The 18,207-nt window shown below is 37.7% G+C and carries 14 protein-coding genes and 1 other annotated feature; of the genes, 8 read left to right on the top strand and 6 right to left on the bottom strand.

Annotated features, from left to right (window positions below; translation table 11 throughout):
- Nucleotides 1-15: 15 nt before the first annotated feature.
- Nucleotides 16-807, top strand: coding sequence for an alpha/beta hydrolase (locus IGL17_RS02620; protein ID WP_010822578.1), 792 nt, complete (start codon nt 16-18; stop codon nt 805-807).
- A gap of 80 nt (nt 808-887) precedes the next feature.
- On the opposite strand, the gene IGL17_RS02625 is transcribed toward IGL17_RS02620, so the two are convergent.
- Nucleotides 888-1,550, bottom strand: a complete 663-nt coding sequence (locus tag IGL17_RS02625) for a TetR/AcrR family transcriptional regulator (protein ID WP_010713863.1) — start codon at nt 1,548-1,550, stop codon at nt 888-890.
- 253 nt (nt 1,551-1,803) lie between these two features.
- On the opposite strand from IGL17_RS02625, the gene erfC reads away from it, so the two are divergent.
- The 5 genes from erfC to IGL17_RS02650 all read left to right on the top strand — a co-directional run bounded on the left by erfC (nt 1,804) and on the right by IGL17_RS02650 (nt 8,330).
- Nucleotides 1,804-3,519, top strand: a complete 1,716-nt coding sequence (gene erfC / locus IGL17_RS02630) for a multidrug ABC transporter ATP-binding protein/permease ErfC (RefSeq protein ID WP_016618222.1) — start codon at nt 1,804-1,806, stop codon at nt 3,517-3,519.
- Nucleotides 3,519-5,288, top strand: coding sequence for a multidrug ABC transporter ATP-binding protein/permease ErfD (gene erfD / locus IGL17_RS02635; protein ID WP_002358756.1), 1,770 nt, complete (start codon nt 3,519-3,521; stop codon nt 5,286-5,288). The genes erfC and erfD overlap by 1 nt, the downstream gene beginning before the upstream one ends.
- A gap of 545 nt (nt 5,289-5,833) precedes the next feature.
- Nucleotides 5,834-6,439: a TetR/AcrR family transcriptional regulator gene (locus IGL17_RS02640; protein WP_002355664.1), complete on the top strand. Its 606-nt coding sequence runs from the start codon at nt 5,834-5,836 to the stop codon at nt 6,437-6,439.
- Between the two features lie 138 nt (nt 6,440-6,577).
- Entirely contained in the window at nt 6,578-7,657 is a 1,080-nt protein-coding gene (locus IGL17_RS02645; RefSeq protein ID WP_002355665.1) for an ABC transporter permease, read from the top strand.
- Nucleotides 7,658-7,661: 4 nt separating this feature from the next.
- A complete protein-coding gene (locus IGL17_RS02650) occupies nt 7,662-8,330 on the top strand; it encodes an ABC transporter ATP-binding protein (RefSeq protein ID WP_002363221.1) in 669 nt (222 codons plus the stop codon).
- A 56-nt stretch (nt 8,331-8,386) separates the two neighbouring features.
- On the opposite strand, the gene IGL17_RS02655 is transcribed toward IGL17_RS02650, so the two are convergent.
- The 5 genes from IGL17_RS02655 to IGL17_RS02675 form a co-directional block, all read right to left on the bottom strand.
- On the bottom strand, nt 8,387-8,950 hold the full coding sequence (locus IGL17_RS02655; RefSeq protein ID WP_002368069.1) for a class I SAM-dependent methyltransferase: 564 nt from the start codon (nt 8,948-8,950) through the stop codon (nt 8,387-8,389).
- Nucleotides 8,950-9,918 (bottom strand): TIGR01212 family radical SAM protein, encoded by a 969-nt coding sequence (locus tag IGL17_RS02660; RefSeq protein ID WP_002355668.1) that lies wholly within the window; start codon nt 9,916-9,918, stop codon nt 8,950-8,952. The genes IGL17_RS02655 and IGL17_RS02660 overlap by 1 nt, the downstream gene beginning before the upstream one ends.
- A 15-nt stretch (nt 9,919-9,933) precedes the next feature.
- Complete coding sequence (locus IGL17_RS02665) at nt 9,934-10,584, bottom strand: phosphatase PAP2 family protein (RefSeq protein ID WP_016618218.1); 651 nt, start codon at nt 10,582-10,584, stop codon at nt 9,934-9,936.
- 167 nt (nt 10,585-10,751) lie between these two features.
- The gene (locus tag IGL17_RS02670) at nt 10,752-11,777 is read right to left on the bottom strand and encodes a DUF4097 family beta strand repeat-containing protein (RefSeq protein WP_002366219.1); all 1,026 of its coding nucleotides are present in this window, start codon (nt 11,775-11,777) and stop codon (nt 10,752-10,754) included.
- On the bottom strand, nt 11,777-12,436 hold the full coding sequence (locus IGL17_RS02675) for a DUF1700 domain-containing protein (protein ID WP_078126840.1): 660 nt from the start codon (nt 12,434-12,436) through the stop codon (nt 11,777-11,779). Before IGL17_RS02675 ends, IGL17_RS02670 begins: the two co-directional genes overlap by 1 nt.
- Before the next feature lie 316 nt (nt 12,437-12,752).
- On the opposite strand from IGL17_RS02675, the gene IGL17_RS02680 reads away from it, so the two are divergent.
- Both IGL17_RS02680 and leuS read left to right on the top strand, forming a co-directional pair.
- Nucleotides 12,753-14,966 (top strand): autolysin, encoded by a 2,214-nt coding sequence (locus tag IGL17_RS02680; RefSeq protein ID WP_048947686.1) that lies wholly within the window; start codon nt 12,753-12,755, stop codon nt 14,964-14,966.
- A gap of 50 nt (nt 14,967-15,016) precedes the next feature.
- Nucleotides 15,017-15,249, top strand: a binding site (T-box leader).
- Between the two features lie 120 nt (nt 15,250-15,369).
- Nucleotides 15,370-17,784, top strand: coding sequence for a leucine--tRNA ligase (leuS, locus tag IGL17_RS02685; RefSeq protein WP_025193340.1), 2,415 nt, complete (start codon nt 15,370-15,372; stop codon nt 17,782-17,784).
- Nucleotides 17,785-18,207 lie beyond the last annotated feature (423 nt).

Genomic DNA, 18,207 nt, shown 5'->3' on the forward strand with positions numbered 1-18,207 from the left:
TGGAGGGAAAAGTAGATGGCCTTTTTACAAGCAAATATTTATTCAAATGTATTGGAAATGGAAGTGAATGTGAACGTAATTTTACCACAAGAAACGGTAAAAAAAGTGGGCACAAGTACCCAAGCAGCATTGACAGATATTCCCGTGTTGTATTTATTACATGGGATGGGAGGGAATCACAGCGTCTGGGCTCGCAGAACCTCTATTGAGCGGTATGTCGCTGATTTGGGGATTGCTGTCATTATGCCGTCCACGGATTTAGCTTGGTATACGGACACGCAATACGATATGAACTATTGGACGTTTATCTCAGAAGAATTACCGGAAATTTGTCATCAACTCTTTCCACAGTTAAGTACAAAACGAGAAAAAACCTTTGCCGCTGGTTTGTCAATGGGTGGTTATGGCGCCTTGAAATTAGGATTAGCTAAACCAGAATCTTTTGCAGCCGTTGCTTCTTTGTCTGGGGCAGTCAGTTTATCATCCACTAGTTTTGGGGAATTATTAAAAGTCCGTAAGCGAAGCTATTGGGAAGGTATTTTTGGCCCGTTAGATCAAATTGAAGGTTCTATTCACGATCCGCTGTATTTACTACAACAATTAGTAGAAAGCCAAACAGAAATGCCCCAATTTTACCTTTGTTGTGGGGAGCAAGATATGTTACTTTCTGCTAATCAACAGATGGCTCAAGCGTTGGAACAGGCACAGGCAAGTTACACTTTTGAAACTGGACCAGGAGAACATGACTGGGTGTTCTGGGATGAATGGATTCAAAAAGCCTTGGCTTGGCTACCAATACCAAAATAGAGAAAGTAGTTTTCAATATTTATTTTAAAAGTTAACCCTTGGTCCGTCAGTCGAAATGACTGACGGACCAAGGGCTTTTTTTATTTAAATGAAGATGTGTTGTCTGCTTGCAACCCATCTAAGTAGGTTTTAACGGCTTGAATAAAGGCGGATTTTTGGTGGATGGAGCGCCGAAATTGAATGCTTTCTTCCATGTATGTTAACTCATTGTCAGAGACATATTGTTTCATGTGCAGCACTTGTTCTTTTAGATAGTCATCTCCGTTCAACACTTGCGAAACGAGCTGTTTTTCCTCCGTTGCGTCCATAATCATCCCAAATAAAAGATGTTGTAAAGACGTTACTGCTAAATGAGTCATTTCTGGTGAAAAACCTGCTTCTCTTAAAATGCCCATCATTTGATTCAAATGGCGTAATCGTTGGGGATAGGCAGGGACGGTTTGGATTTCGATAGCTACGGCACAGGGAAATTGTTGATAGAGATCATAATAGTTTTCCATGAAGGCTAGTAAGTCAGAATACCATTCACCACATAATGCAGGTTCTTGAAAGTGCTCTTCAATCGCTTCAGCCATACTTTGAAGTAAGGCTTGCTTATTTTTAAAATACCAATAAATTGCGGGCGCCTGTACACCAAGCTGTTTGGCGACTTTACGCATAGAAAGTTGTTCTAAAGTGGGACTTTTTTCTAACAAAGAAAATGCGGCTGCAATAATCGTGTCTTTTGATAATTTCGGTTCCATGATTTTAGCTCCTATTAAACGTTATCTTCGTAAGTTTATCAAAAAGAAGGTACACTTTATGATAGGAAAAACTTGTGAAAAATTAACTTGTTCGCTTGTATTTTACCACTAAAAATGGTAAATTATGAATCGGCCTTATTTTACAGTGTTAAATTGGTGAAGTCAATGAGCAAATTGATTTTTTTGTAATGGGGAAGAATTCGCAGACCAACACTGAAGAAGCAGGGAACTATTTTAAGAAAGTAGGGATAAGATGGACCTTATTATTCAACACGCCAAAAAATACAAAGGCTCGGTAGTTATTGCCTTGTTGGCGGTGATCGTAATGGTTGTCTCAGCACTTTGGCAACCAAAATTGTTACAACAAGTGTTGGAAGCAATTATGAATGACGATAGCGACAAAATGAAAAACTTAGGGATTCAATTAATTGCCATTGCAGGATTAGGACTCGTTGCAGGGGTTATTAATACAATTTTTTCTGCCAAAGTTGCCCAAGGTGTCAGTGCTGACATTCGTGAAGCAACTTTCCGCAAAATCCAAACTTTTTCATTTGGCAATATCGAAAAATTTTCAGCAGGTAACTTAGTTGTTCGTTTAACAAATGACGTTACTCAAATTCAAAATGTCATTATGATTGCGTTGCAGACACTTTTTAGAATTCCTTTTTTATTTATCGGGAGTTTTATTTTAGCGATGCTAACCTTGCCACAACTATGGTGGGTGATTGTTGCACTTGTCATCGCAGTTATTTTGATTTCTATGCTGTCCTTTTCGCAAATGGGCAAGCATTTCATGATTATTCAAAACTTGATTGATAAGATTAATGGTATCGCAAAAGAAAATTTGTTAGGCATTCGTGTCGTCAAATCATTTGTTCAAGAAAAAAATCAATTGTCACGTTTTACAAAAGTGAGTGAAGAATTAACCACCCATAACTTAATCGTAGGTAGCTTATTTGCTGTGATGATTCCAGCGTTTATGTTGGTGGCGAACTTAGCCGTTGTAGGCTCGATTTTCTTTGTGAGTAACTTAGTCAAGGATGATCCAACTTTAATTGGTGGTGTCGCTTCCTTTATGAACTATTTAATGCAAATCATGATGGCGATTATTATCGGCGGAATGATGATGATGATGACTTCTCGTGCCGCTGTTTCCATTAAGCGGATTAAAGAAGTGATGGAAACAGAACCAGATGTTACCTACAAAAAAGTCCCAGAACAAGAGTTAATTGGTAGTGTTGAGTTTGACCACGTATCTTTCCGTTATCCTGGGGATGAAGAAGATACCTTGAAAGACATCTCTTTCTCTATTCAGCCAGGTGAAATGATTGGGATTGTGGGTGCAACTGGTGCTGGTAAATCTACGTTGGCACAATTAATTCCACGTTTGTTTGATCCGACAGAAGGAAAGATTGAAGTTGGTGGTGTCGATTTACGAGAAGTGAACGAACACAGTTTACGAAAAACAGTTTCCTTTGTGTTGCAAAAAGCAATCCTGTTCTCTGGAACGATTGCGCAAAATCTACGCCATGGTAAACGTGACGCTTCTGAAGCGGACATGGAACGGGCTTCAGGCATCGCCCAAGCCAAGGAATTTATTGAAAAATTAGCAGAAGGTTATGATGCACCCGTCGAAGAACGGAGTAATAACTTTTCTGGTGGACAAAAACAACGGTTATCAATTACAAGAGGTGTGATTGCTGAGCCTAAAATTTTGATTTTAGATGATAGCACCAGCGCGTTGGATGCTCGTTCGGAGCGGTTAGTCCGAGAAGCGTTGGATAAAGAGTTAAAAGAGACTACCACGATCGTTATTGCCCAAAAAATTTCTTCTGTTGTCCATGCAGATCGTATTTTAGTATTGGATAATGGACGTTTAGTCGGGGAAGGCACGCATGAAGAATTAGCAGCTACGAACCCCGTATATCAAGAAATTTACGAAACTCAAAAAGGAAAGGAGGAAGCTTAATGACTGATTTAATAAAAGCTAGTAAATTTTTCTATCATTATTTAAAACGTTACAAAGTTTCTTTCCTCTTTATTTTCTTAGCAATTTTCGCAGCGACTTATTTACAAGTCAAAGCGCCGCAATTCGTTGGGGAAGCTATTCAGGAATTAGCGAAATATGCGGTTAATGTGATGCAAGGAAAAGACGATAAAAGTGCGTTCGTTTCTGTCATTTGGAAACTACTCATTTTTTATGTCTTAACTAGTGCCGCTAGTTTCATTTATAGTATTCTCTTTACACAAGTCGTGGGGAAATCGACAAACCGCATGCGGATTGGTTTGTTTAATAAATTAGAAAAATTGACGATTCGTTTCTTTGATTCTCATCAAGATGGTGAAATTTTAAGTCGTTTTACTAGTGATTTAGACAACATCCAAAACAGTTTAAACCAAGCGTTACTACAAGTATTAACCAATATAGCCTTATTGGTTGGTGTCTTAATCATGATGTTCCGTCAAAATGTGGAACTAGCATGGGCCACAATTGCTTCTACGCCGATTGCGATTTTAATTGCGGTCTTTGTGATTAGCAAGGCGCGCAAATATGTCGATTTACAGCAAGATGAAGTGGGTAAATTAAATGGCTATATGGATGAAAAAATTAGTGGGCAACGTGTGATTATCACTAATGGCTTACAAGAAGAAACCATTGACGGCTTTTTAGAGCAAAATGAAAAAGTTCGTGCAGCTACGTATAAAGGTCAAGTGTATTCAGGATTACTTTTCCCAATGATGCAAGGAATGTCATTAGTCAATACGGCGATTGTTATTTTCTTTGGTGGTTGGTTAGCAATCAATGGCTCTGTTGATCGTGCCGCTGCGCTAGGTTTAGTCGTTATGTTTGTCCAATATTCCCAACAATATTATCAACCATTGATGCAAATTTCTTCAGGTTATAGCATGATTCAATTAGCTGTTACAGGCGCTCGTCGTTTAAATGAGATGTTTGATGAACCAGATGAAATTCGTCCCGAAAATGGCGAAAAATTAGAAGAGATTAACAAAGCTGTGGCTTTAAATCATGTTGTTTTTGGCTATAATCCAGAAACGCCTGTGTTGAAAGATGTTTCTATTCATGTGGATAAAGGTGAAATGGTCGCTTTAGTCGGACCGACAGGCTCAGGAAAAACAACGATTATGAATTTAATGAATCGCTTTTATGATGTGAATGAAGGCGCCGTGACGTTTGATGGTGTGGACATTCGTGAAATGGATTTAGATAGCTTGCGTTCACATGTAGGTATTGTTTTGCAAGAGTCCGTTCTATTTTCAGGAACAATTCGTGAGAATATTGCTTTTGGTAAGCCAGAGGCCACGGATGAAGAAATTGTTCAAGCAGCGAAACAAGCGAATATCCATGAATTTATTGTAAATCTTGAGCAAGGCTACGATACTGAGATTACGGAAGAGAATAACCTTTTCAGTACGGGGCAAAAGCAATTAGTAAGTATTGCACGAACGATTATTACCAATCCAGAATTATTAATTTTGGATGAAGCAACAAGTAATGTTGATACAGTAACAGAAGCCAAAATCCAAAAAGCGATGGACGAAGCAATTAAAGGGCGTACCAGTTTTGTGATTGCCCATCGTTTGAAAACGATTCTAAATGCGGATCGGATTATTGTTTTACGAGACGGTGAAGTCATTGAAGAAGGCAATCACCATGAACTAGTTGAACAAGATGGATTCTATGCGGAACTTTATAAAAATCAATTTGTTTTTGAATAAGTTGAAAGAGGTCGGGACAGAAGTGTTTAACTCCGAGAAATAAGAAGGAATTTCCGAAAATTGTTCTATAATTTTTGGAGAATTTCGACTTATTTCCGAAGGAGTTGCTTCTTTTCCCGCCATTTATCAATTTTTAAGCCTGGAACAAAAATTCAAAGTGATTTTTGTCCCAGGCTCTTTTTGCTATGCTAAATAGAAAAAGGAGAAATGTCAATGGAAAAAATGAGGAATGTACGGCAATTACGGCGAACGTTTTTGGTGCTAAATACTTTATTTGTACTGAGTGTATTCAGAGAGAATCGATGGACAAAATCGGCACTACTTTTTTGGTTGTTGGCTAATAGTTTTTTATATGGACTGCAGTGGTTGATTTATCTTGGGGGCGAAAAAGGCTGGCTGATACATTTGCAGCGGTGGTATTATTGCGCGATTCTTCTCCAAATAGTAGGCACATTGATTGTATATTTTTCGTTTTTTGTATAAAGGTCTCTCGTTTCTTGCCGGAGAATATGCTAAAATAAAAAGCAGCAGGGGGCGAGAAAACCATGGAAAAGCCAAATAAACGCAAAGCTGATTTAGAACGTACACGGCAAATTATTTTGTCTGTCGCTTCTGAATTATTCATGACAAAGGGGTTCAAAAATACCTCCACTCGTGAAATTGCTTTAAAAGCGAACATTACCCAACCGAATCTCTATCACCATTTTAAAAATAAAAAAGAACTGTATTTAGCTGTGATTGAAGAATTAACGTCCCGTGTTCAGGAAGAATTAGTCCCAATTGTTTCTGGAAATGCATCAGTAGAAGAAAAACTTTATCAATTAATCAAAGTTTTGTTAGATGAACATCCGACCAATCTTTTCTTAATGTTGAACGATATGTTTCAAGAAATGGGCCCTGATTACAATCGTACGCTGTATCAAATTTTCAAAAAAACCTATATCAATAATATTGCGGCTATTTTTGAAAGTGAACCTGAAACCAATTGCTTACAAGAGGGCATCAGTGTAGATGATGCAACTCGGTTTATTTTATATAACGTTAGTGCATTATTAAGTATTGAAAAAACGTACCAGCGAAAAACAGTGGATGACGATGTCAAAAAATTTATTCAATTTATGCTACATGGCGTTTTGAAAAGTCACAAATAAAAAATAGAGAAGCCCTGTTGAAAAACAGACTTCTCTATTTTTTTGTAAAATTCATTTATCAATCGATAAATAATTATTGATTTATCGATTGATAAGTGATATAGTTTATTTCGAAAAGAAGAAAGAGGTGAACCATTCATGTTTTTAGGATTTAATGAAATGAAGTATTCAAAAGGACGGTACGTCCTTGTAGTCTTAGTAATGGTCTTGATTGCTTGGTTAATTTTTATTTTGTCAGGTTTAGCGAACGGTTTAGCTCAAGGAAATCGTTTAGCGGTAGATCAATGGCAAGCGAATCAAGTGGTTTTATCAAAAGAGGCCAATAGTAATTTAAATGTATCAGTGTTAGATGAAAACGTGAAAGAAACGATTTCAGGAGGCAAAATTGCACCGATTGGTCAACAGTCGTTAGCTATCCGCCCAGCAGATGACAAAAAGGCTGAATTAACGAATGTTAGCTTATTTGGGATTGAAAAAGAAAGTTTTTTAATGCCAAAAGTGATTGAAGGAAACGCATTTACTGATAAAAATCAAGTGATTGCTTCAGAAACATTGAAAAATCAAGGATTTAAAATTGGCGACAAATTAACTGCAGGGAAATATGATGAGCAATTAGAAATTGTCGGCTTTATTTCTAAAAGTAGCTATAACATTGTGCCGGTTATTTACACTTCTCTGGATACTTGGCGGTCAATTAAATATGGTGACAATCCAGCAATGGCCAAAATGGTTAATGGTTTCATTGTTCGCAGCAAGGACAACGCGGAAGTTAAAACGACTAATAAAGACAGCCAAGTTCTTTCAATTTCAGATTTTATTGAAAAACTGCCAGGATACAGCGCTCAAAACTTGACCTTGGATGGCATGATTTATTTCTTGATTGTGATTGCAGCGTTCATTATCGGTATTTTTATCTTTGTGATGACTTTACAGAAAACAGCAATGTTCGGTGTCTTAAAAGTTCAAGGGGTGCCGACTAGTTTCTTAGCAAAGGCAGTCATGCTACAAACCGCTTTATTGGCTGTTCTAGGAGTGGCGATTGGTCTTGCTTTAACTGGAATTACCGTGCTCTTTTTACCAGAAGCGATGCCTTATGCAACTAATGGACCACGCATGATTTTGTTTAGTGTACTATTGATTTTATCTGCATTAATTGGCGGGGCATTTTCAATTCGAACGATTGCTAAAATTGATCCGTTAATCGCGATTGGAGGTTAAAGACATGGCAAATGTTTTAGAAATGAAAAATATTTATAAAAAATATGGTGAAAAACATACAGAAGTGATCGCGTTAAAAGAATTATCTTTTGCGGTTCAGCCAGGTGAATTTGTCGCAGTAATTGGTCCTTCTGGTTCTGGTAAAAGTACCTTTTTAACGATTGCAGCTGGTTTACAGGCACCGACAAGTGGTGAAGTCATTGTTGGCGGGCAATCACTAAATAAGTTAACGAAGAAGCAACGTTTGGCGCAACGTTTTCAAAAAATCGGCTTTATTTTACAAAGCTCTAATTTGGTGCCATTTTTAACAGTGGAAGATCAATTTCACTTAATTGAAAAAGTTGATAAGTCACGTAAAAATAGTGAATTAAAAGAGCAATTGTTAGAGACGTTGGGGTTAAAAGAATTACGAAATAGTTATCCTCGTGATCTCTCTGGTGGGGAAAGACAACGGGTAGCCATTGCGTGTGCATTGTATCATGAGCCAGACGTAATTTTGGCAGATGAACCAACGGCTAGTTTAGATACAGAAAAGGCATTTGATGTTGTCCAATTACTAGCGAAAGAGGCCAAAGAGAAAGATAAAGGGATTATCATGGTGACACATGATGAGCGTTTGTTGAAATACTGTGATCGAGTGGTTCGTATTCGTGATGGTGAATTGACAGAGTAACAAAACAAATAAAAGAGAACATGATCGGATTGCTGGAGCAATCCGATCATGTTCTCTTATTTCTTTTCAATACAGAAAAGAACAGGTGGCTGATTTTTTTGATTAATAAACTCATAACGTAAGACACTGTAAACATCTTGTGGTAAGGCTTGCGTGTAATTCGTGACCAAATCAAGTTCCTCTGAACCACCTTCGTGGCCATAATAAACGACTAAAATAATGCGACTTCCTTTTACCAAATGAGGCAGTAACCCATCTAACGCCTGTTTAGTCGTAGTGGGTTTTGTAATAATTTCCTTATTACTTTTAGGTAAATAGCCTAAGTTAAAAATAGCGGCAGTGATTTCTGTTTCTTCATCTAGGACAGCATGAAGATGTTCATGTCCTAATGGAAATAACGTAGTTTGTGGGAGTAAATTAAGTTCTGTTAACTTTTGTTCTGTATTGATCAACGCTTCTTTTTGGATATCAAAGGCGAAAACTTCACCAGAAGGGCCAACCAGCTCTGCTAAGAATGCTGTATCATGACCATTTCCCATTGTTGCATCAATGACGAAGTCGCCAGGTTCCACCACTTCTTTTAAAAGTTGGTGACTAAAATGTAGGGCTGTTTGTAGCATTAATTGAAAACTTCCTTTCCTGAAATGACAGTATATTTTCCTTGATAACTGTTGCGGCGTTTCATTTCCGCATCAATCGCATTGAGAACTTCCCATTTTTTCAAGCTCCACATCGGTCCGATAATTGTTTCAAAGGGAGCATCGCCTGTCAAGCGATGAATAACAATTTCGGGTGGAATCATTTCTAACTGATCACAAATCACTGAAACATAGGCTTCTTTACTCATCAATTGTAAGCGTCCTTCATTATAATCCCGCATCATTTTGGTATTTGTCATTAAATGAAGTAAGTGCAGTTTAATCCCTTGGATATCTGAATCCTGAATAGTTCGCCGCACATTTTCACGCATCATGGCGGGGGTTTCACCAGGTAGCCCGTTAATTAAATGTGTACAGACTCGAATCCCGTGTTTCCGTAATTTAGCCACACCATCTAGATATGTTTGATAATCATGAGCGCGATTAATGGCAGCGCTAGTTTCCTCAAACGTGGTTTGCAAACCCAACTCTACCCATAAATAAAAGCGTTCGTTTAATTCAGCTAAATAGTTCACCACCTCATCAGGCAAACAATCAGGACGGGTACCAATGGATAAACCAACGACACCTTTTTCATTGACTACTTGTTCAAACCGATGACGAATAACGTCAACGGGCGCATGTGTATTGGTGAAATTTTGGAAGTAAACAATGTATTGATCGACAGTTGGCCATTTTTGATGCATCAATTGGATTTCTTTTTGAAATTGAAGCGGCAGGGGATCGCTAGGTGCAACAATCATGTCGCCTGAGCCAGAAACACTACAGAACGTACAACCACCTTTGGCAACCGTCCCATCACGATTGGGGCAATCAAAGCCACCATCAATTGGCACTTTAAAAATCTTTTCACCAAACTGTTGACGAAGTGCATAGTTCCAAGTGTGATAGCGTTTATTTGGATCATCTGAATAAGGAAAAATTTGCATAATCAAGACTTCTTTCTAGCGTTGTTTGCTTTGAAATCGCCAAACAAAGCGTTTTTCTAAATAAATAGGGTAACTTAATAACAACCAAGTTAAACCAAGACAAAAACCACCTAATATATCGCTAGGGAAATGGACACCTAAATAGATTCGACTAACCCCAATCATGAAAATCCCAATACCTAGTAAAATTTGCACACAAAGGCGGACCGTTTTATTTTTAATGAAAATTGGCAGAATCAATAAAATAGTGCCGTAGAACAAGGTACTTCCTACAGCATGTCCGCTAGGAAAACTATACGTATGTTCAGTTACTAAATGCTCCAAAGTAGGACGTTGGCGCATAAAGAATAATTTTAATAAAGAATTACCTACGCCAGCAATTAAGGCAGTATTAATAAAGAGCCATAATGCTTCAGCATAATATTTCCAAACAATAAATAGAGCAATGACAACAATCGCTAAGATGATAATCGTCAATGAATTGGCAAATTTGGTGTACCAAATAAAAAAGTTATTTAGCTGTGGAAAAGGACGACGAACAAAGGAAGTAATCGTTTGATCAAAGCCTTTGAGCCAGGTTGGATAAAAACGAACAACGTAGCCTAAAAACATAAATACTAAAAGAAAACAACTACCTGCAAATTGATAATAAAGTTTGTTTTTCATAAAAAATCCTTTCAAAATTTAATCGCAACAATCCGTATTATACCATCAAAAGGGTAAAAAATTAAAAGATAATTTCATTGCCTGATTTGGAGGGGATACAGATATTAAAAAAGTTCTGGCAGCACAATCTCTCATTGTGGTGCCAGAACTTTTTTAAATGGCCATGTTTATTGATTATCATCATCAGGAGTATCAACGGTAATATCGCCGAATTCGCTAGAAAGGTTAAACTCTGTATCCGCACGACCATTCTTATAAGATGTTCGCTCTTTGTTTAAAAGTTGAACATCGCCTAATTTTGATTCCCCTTTGATTGAAATGTTACGCAAAATTTCTCCAGAATTTACATAAATATCTCCATGGACAAGAGCGACAGTTAATTTTTTAGGCACAGCAGGCATGTCTAAAGAAAAATCACCATTTTCACTTGAAAAGTTAGCTTCTCCTTTGAAATCATAGACGCTAATATCGCCATCTGTCGTTGTTGCTTGGATGTTTCCACGAGCATTTTGCACTCGAATATCACCAGAAATAGTAGTATTTTTGATTTCATCGAAATAGGCTGAATCCAACGTTATATCGCCGTCAGTGGTTTCAACTGTTGCTTTTTTAGCGGAAGTATCCGCTGAAAGGTAGATACCATCTGAAGAGTTAAGCGTCATTTTTTTGGCTTTAACACCCGATAGACTAACATAAGAATTTGGTAGATTAGTTGTTAATTCGTCTACGTTAAAAGCATTCAATGAAACTTGTGAATGGGTTGAGCCATCAATTACTAACTTTTTCACATTATTAGGAATCTGGACACTCACGTTCGGTGTGAAGTCACTAAAAATACCAATATTAAAGAATGACAATTCGGGTTGGTTTTGTGTGCGAGTGGTATTGATGGTTGCTGTTATTTTATTTTTTTCTTCTTTGACATCTAAGGTGCCTTCAGCTTTTGAATAAAAGGCATTATTCGGTGATCGTAATCCCATTTTGTTACTATCAGTTTTATAAATGGTATAAGGGCCTTTGCCTTTTAAGGATAAGTGAAGTTCTTCGCCTGCTTGTTTATTTTTTAGTGTATAACTTTCTTTTAGCGGTGTGACTGATTTTTCCGCTTGCTTGTAATAATAGACGGCGCCAGATCCACCAATTAGCATCGCTAAGACAGCAATGGATAAGAGAATCCCTGTTGTTTTTTTCATTAGATATCACCTCGTAAAACAGCAATGTTCCATTGGAAATAACGCTTAAAGACATGTGCTGAAAATTTTAAAATTGGTAGAAACAGTAACCAACCAATGATTGATGCACCAAATAAAAAGAGACTCATAGATAATTGGAAAAAGGAAGCGGCATTTGCTTGGGTAATAACACTATAAATACCATAAATTGGTGAAAATAAAGTTGCAGCTCCGGCAATACCACAACCGACGTACATTAAGGCAATCCCTAAAATAACCCAAAACATGAAGAAAAAATTTAAACAGAAAATACCAAGCACTTGGAAAAATCGGGTTAGTGGCCGATGCTGTGGTCGTTGATAGTATGGAGAATCATTATCATAGTAAAATTCAGATTCTTCTTCATAGGGATGATCATAAGCAGGTGTAGACGCTGGAATTTCTTGCCAGCCATTATTTTCAATTTTTCGTTCCGTCAATTCGATGCCTTGTTCTTTTAAAATTTCTTCTGCGATAACCCGTGGTTTCCCCAATGATTTTGCCACTTGTTCTTCTGTTTCGCCTTCCGCAACACGAGCATCAAATAACGCCTTGTATTTCGCAAGAATAATAGCTTGATCTTTTGGATTTAATGCTTTTAAATAAATTTTCAGCTCAATAATAAAATGTTCTTTATTCATTCCGCTCCCTCTTTCTACACGATTCATTTCTCATCTTAAACTATAATTTCTTTTTGAGCGAATAACAAGAGGAATTAAAAAAATCAGACTAAGGTAAAGAAGCGTCTACAACTAAAGTCGCAGTTTTTTTCCGAGTAGTAACAAGAGAGGAAATCCATGTTAAAAAACATTACTTCTTTACAATCTAGTTACAGTAATATGAAATTTTGTTGAAGTGTTTTTAATTCGCCAGAAAAAAAGGTATACTTGTTATAATAACAAAACTAAAAAATTACATTTACATATAAGTTAAAAAAGGAAAGTTGGGGACGTATCAATGAAGAAAGAATCAATGTCACGTATCGAAAGAAGGAAAGCACAACAAAGAAAGAAAACGCCAGTACAATGGAAGAAGAGCACTACTTTATTCAGCTCGGCGTTAATTGTTTCATCTGTAGGAACGCCCGTTGCGTTACTACCAGTGACTGCTGAGGCAACAGAAGAGCAGCCAACAAATGCGGAAGTTGCCCAAGCACCTACTACGGAAACTGGCTTAGTAGAGACACCAACAACAGAAACTACGCCAGGAACTACGGAACAACCGACAACGGATTCGTCAACAACGACTGAATCGACAACTGAATCATCAAAAGAAACACCAACAACACCAAGTACCGAGCAACCAACAGCTGATTCAACTACACCTGTGGAATCAGGAACGACTGATTCTTCAGTAGCAGAAATTACGCCAGTAGCTCCTTCAGCAACCGAGTCTGAAGCAGCGCCTGCGGTTACACCCGATGATGAAGTAAAAGTACCAGAAGCTAGAGTAGCTTCTGCGCAAACTTTTTCAGCGTTATCACCGACGCAAAGTCCTTCAGAATTTATTGCCGAGTTAGCTCGTTGTGCACAACCTATTGCGCAAGCCAATGATTTATATGCATCAGTGATGATGGCTCAAGCAATCGTTGAAAGTGGTTGGGGAGCAAGTACGCTATCTAAGGCACCAAACTATAACTTATTTGGGATTAAAGGCAGCTACAATGGACAATCTGTCTATATGGATACATGGGAATATTTAAACGGTAAATGGTTAGTGAAAAAAGAACCTTTCCGTAAATATCCTTCTTACATGGAATCATTCCAAGATAATGCGCACGTGCTAAAAACAACTTCTTTCCAAGCGGGCGTTTACTATTATGCTGGGGCTTGGAAAAGCAATACAAGTTCGTACCGCGATGCAACTGCTTGGTTAACAGGTCGTTATGCGACAGATCCTAGCTACAATGCTAAATTAAATAATGTCATTACCGCATATAACTTAACTCAATATGATACACCATCTTCTGGTGGAAATACTGGGGGCGGAACAGTTAATCCAGGAACAGGCGGCTCGAACAATCAATCAGGAACGAACACGTACTATACTGTAAAATCAGGAGATACCTTGAATAAAATTGCCGCGCAATATGGTGTGAGCGTTGCTAATTTACGCTCATGGAATGGCATCTCTGGCGATTTAATTTTCGTTGGTCAAAAGCTCATCGTGAAAAAAGGTGCTTCAGGTAACACTGGTGGCTCAGGCAACGGTGGTTCTAACAATAATCAATCAGGAACGAACACGTACTATACTGTAAAATCAGGGGATACCTTGAATAAAATTGCCGCGCAATATGGCGTGAGCGTTGCTAATTTACGCTCATGGAATGGCATCTCTGGCGATTTAATTTTCGTTGGTCAAAAGCTCATCGTGAAAAAAGGTGCTTCAGGTAACACTGGTGGCTCAGGCAGCGGTGGTTCTAACAATAATCAATCAGGAACGAATACGTATTACACAATTAAATCAGGCGATACCTTGAACAAAATTGCCGCGCAATATGGTGTGAGCGTTGCTAATTTACGTTCATGGAACGGCATCTCTGGCGATTTAATCTTCGCTGGTCAAAAAATTATTGTGAAAAAAGGTACTTCAGGTAACACCGGCGGCTCAAGCAATGGTGGTTCTAACAATAATCAATCAGGAACGAATACGTACTACACGATTAAATCAGGGGATACCTTGAACAAAATTTCTGCACAATTCGGTGTTAGTGTGGCTAACTTACAAGCCTGGAATAACATCAGCGGTAGTTTGATTTTTGCTGGTCAAAAGATTATCGTGAAAAAAGGCGCTAACTCAGGTTCAACGAATACGAACAAGCCTACGAATAATGGTGGCGGTGCGACAACATCTTACACGATTAAATCAGGCGATACGTTGAATAAAATTTCTGCACAGTTTGGCGTGAGTGTTGCTAATCTACGTTCATGGAACGGGATCAAAGGCGATTTAATTTTTGCTGGTCAAACAATCATCGTGAAAAAAGGCGCTTCTGCAGGTGGCAATGCTTCTTCAACAAATAGTGCATCAGGCAAACGCCATACAGTTAAAAGCGGTGATTCACTTTGGGGCTTATCAATGCAATACGGAATCAGCATCCAAAAAATCAAACAATTAAATGGCTTAAGCGGGGATACAATTTATATTGGTCAAACTTTAAAAGTTGGTTAATTTAAGATTGAAAAAAATAGCTATCTTTGGTAACATGAGTCTTGTAATAGAAAAAAACAATGAGAAGGAATAGTAGAAAGAACCATGTGATAGAGAGCGTATGGCTGGTGGAAATACGTACAGAAGCTTTTGAACTCGCCTTTAAGTTACTTTTTTGAACAAACCAAGTAGGAAAAGTCGGTGACGATCGTTAAGACGTTTGAGGTTAAGGTGACGGTGACTGACCGTTTCTTTGACGAATTTAGGTGGTACCACGTTGCATTTGTATGTTCACGTCCTATAGGAATTTTTCCTATAGGACTTTTTTTTATCACTAAGTGGCTAGTTTAAGTCAGAATAGTGACAATGGCTGCAGGTGGCAAATTTTAAGAATGAAAAATTTTATATTACTAGGAGGAATAACATGAGCTACAATCACAAAGAGATTGAGAAAAAATGGCAAAAATATTGGGCTAAGAACAATTGTTTCAATACATTGGACGACCCAAATAAAGAAAAATTTTATGCACTAGATATGTTTCCCTATCCATCTGGACAAGGCTTACACGTAGGTCACCCGGAAGGCTATACAGCAACCGATATTCTTTCACGTATGAAACGTGCGCAAGGCTATAATGTTTTGCATCCAATGGGCTGGGATGCGTTTGGTTTGCCAGCAGAGCAATATGCGTTAGACACAGGGAATGACCCAGCTGAATTTACTAAGAAAAATATCGAAACATTCCGTCGCCAAATTAATTCACTAGGATTCAGCTATGATTGGAATCGTGAAATTAATACCACTGACCCTGAATATTACAAATGGACACAATGGATATTTACAAAATTATATGAAAAAGGGTTAGCTTATGAAGCAGAAGTTGCGGTTAACTGGGTACCTGAACTAGGAACTGTTATTTCAAATGAAGAAGTCATTGATGGAAAAAGTGAACGTGGCGGTTATGACGTGGTTCGCCGACCAATGCGTCAATGGATGCTGAAAATTACTGCTTATGCAGATCGCTTATTAGAAGATTTAGAGCTTGTTGATTGGCCAGAAAGTATTAAAGATATGCAACGAAATTGGATTGGACGTTCTGAAGGAGCCAATGTGACCTTTAAAGTCGCTGGTACAGAAGAAAGTTTCACGGTGTTTACAACCCGTCCTGATACCTTGTTCGGTGCAACCTATACTGTTCTAGCTCCTGAACTAGAACTAGTGAAAAAAATTACGACACCTGAACAAACAGCAGCTGTAGAAGCATATATTGAAGAAACCTCAAAAAAATCTGATCTAAATAGAACGGATTTAGCAAAAGAAAAAACAGGTATTTTCACAGGTGCGTATGCTATAAACCCGGTCAATGGCCAAGAAATTCCAATTTGGATTGGCGATTATGTTTTAGCAAGCTATGGCACAGGCGCAATCATGGCGGTCCCAGCGCATGATGAACGGGATTACGAATTTGCGAAAACATTTGGCATTGATATCCTACCAGTAATCGCAGGTGGCGACATTACAACAGAAGCCTATACAGGGGATGGACCGCATATCAATTCTGATTTCTTAAATGGATTAAACAAAGCAGAAGCCATCGCTAAAATGAATGAGTGGCTAGAAGAAAATCACGTAGGGAAAAAAGAAGTATCTTATCGTTTACGTGACTGGTTATTCTCTCGTCAACGCTACTGGGGTGAACCAATTCCTGTGATCCATTGGGAAGATGGAACAACCACAACGGTTCCTGAATCTGAGTTACCTCTACGTTTACCAGTAACATCGGATATTCGCCCAAGTGGAACTGGGGAATCGCCATTAGCAAACATTGATGAATGGGTCAATGTCGTCGACCCTGAAACTGGTATGAAGGGAAAACGTGAAACGAATACTATGCCACAATGGGCTGGAAGCTCTTGGTATTACTTACGATTCATTGATCCTCATAATAAAAATGAAATTGCTGATTTTGAAAAATTAAAACGTTGGTTACCAGTTGATATCTATATTGGTGGTGCCGAACATGCGGTGTTGCATTTACTTTATGCTCGTTTTTGGCATAAATTCTTATATGATATTGGTGTGGTTCCTACCAAAGAACCTTTCCAAAAATTATACAACCAAGGTATGATTTTAGGAGAAAACAACGAAAAAATGTCTAAATCACGTGGCAATGTTGTAAATCCCGATGATGTGGTGGCTAAATATGGTGCGGATACGTTACGTCTTTATGAAATGTTCATGGGCCCATTAGATGCTTCCATTGCTTGGAATGAAAATGGCTTAGAAGGAAGTCGTAAATTCTTAGATCGCGTTTGGCGTCTGATTGTTGATGAAGAAGGCAAAATGCGTGACCGAATTACCACAATTAATGATGGCCGTTTAACGAAAGTTTATCACCAAACGGTTAAAAAAGTGACAGAAGATATGGCAAACTTGCACTTTAATACAGCGATTTCTCAATTAATGGTTTTTGTGAATGAAGCCAATAAAGTGGATGCCTTACCTTATGAATATGTGGAAGGATTTGTCCAATTACTTGCGCCAATCGCGCCACATATTGGTGAAGAACTATGGCAAATTTTAGGTAACGAGGAAAGTTTAACTTATGTCCCTTGGCCAACCTATGATGAAGCAGCCTTAGTAGAAGATGAAGTGGAAGTAGTTTTCCAAGTGAACGGAAAATTACGTGGCAAACAAAATGTCGCTCGTGGGTTAAGCAAAGAAGAATTAGAACAAATTGCAATGAACCATGAAGCTGTTAAAGAATTTATTGAAGGAAAAACAGTGCGCAAAGTGATTGCTGTTCCAGATAAATTAGTAAATATTGTTGCAAATTAAGTTATATATTTTAATACTAACTAGTAATATTCATTTATACTCATATGAAATTTCCGATAGTTTCTAGCTAGAGACTATCGGAAATTTATATAAGAATGAATAGGATATTTCATGTTACAATTTCCTTGCATTATTTATTTTTTATAAAAATAAGAAATTTTTTTAATTGTTAGTGTATTCTATTTGGAGGTTTATGAGAAAGGATAAAGATAATGAAAATAGAAAATTCAATTTTTAAATTGATAAATATAGTCAGTTCAATAGTCATTTTATTGACTATTTTTGGAGCTGTTCAATCCGATAATTTAAACTTGTCAGAATTAAAAGCGTCTCACCTGATTTGTATTCTATTTATAATAGTTGCTATGACAATGTTGATAGTTTCTAGCTATTATAGAAAAAGATTCCTTATTTTTTTTGAGA

The sequence above is a fragment of the Enterococcus sp. AZ088 genome, from assembly GCF_051714845.1.
GTDB classification, from domain to species: Bacteria; Bacillota; Bacilli; order Lactobacillales; family Enterococcaceae; genus Enterococcus; species Enterococcus faecalis.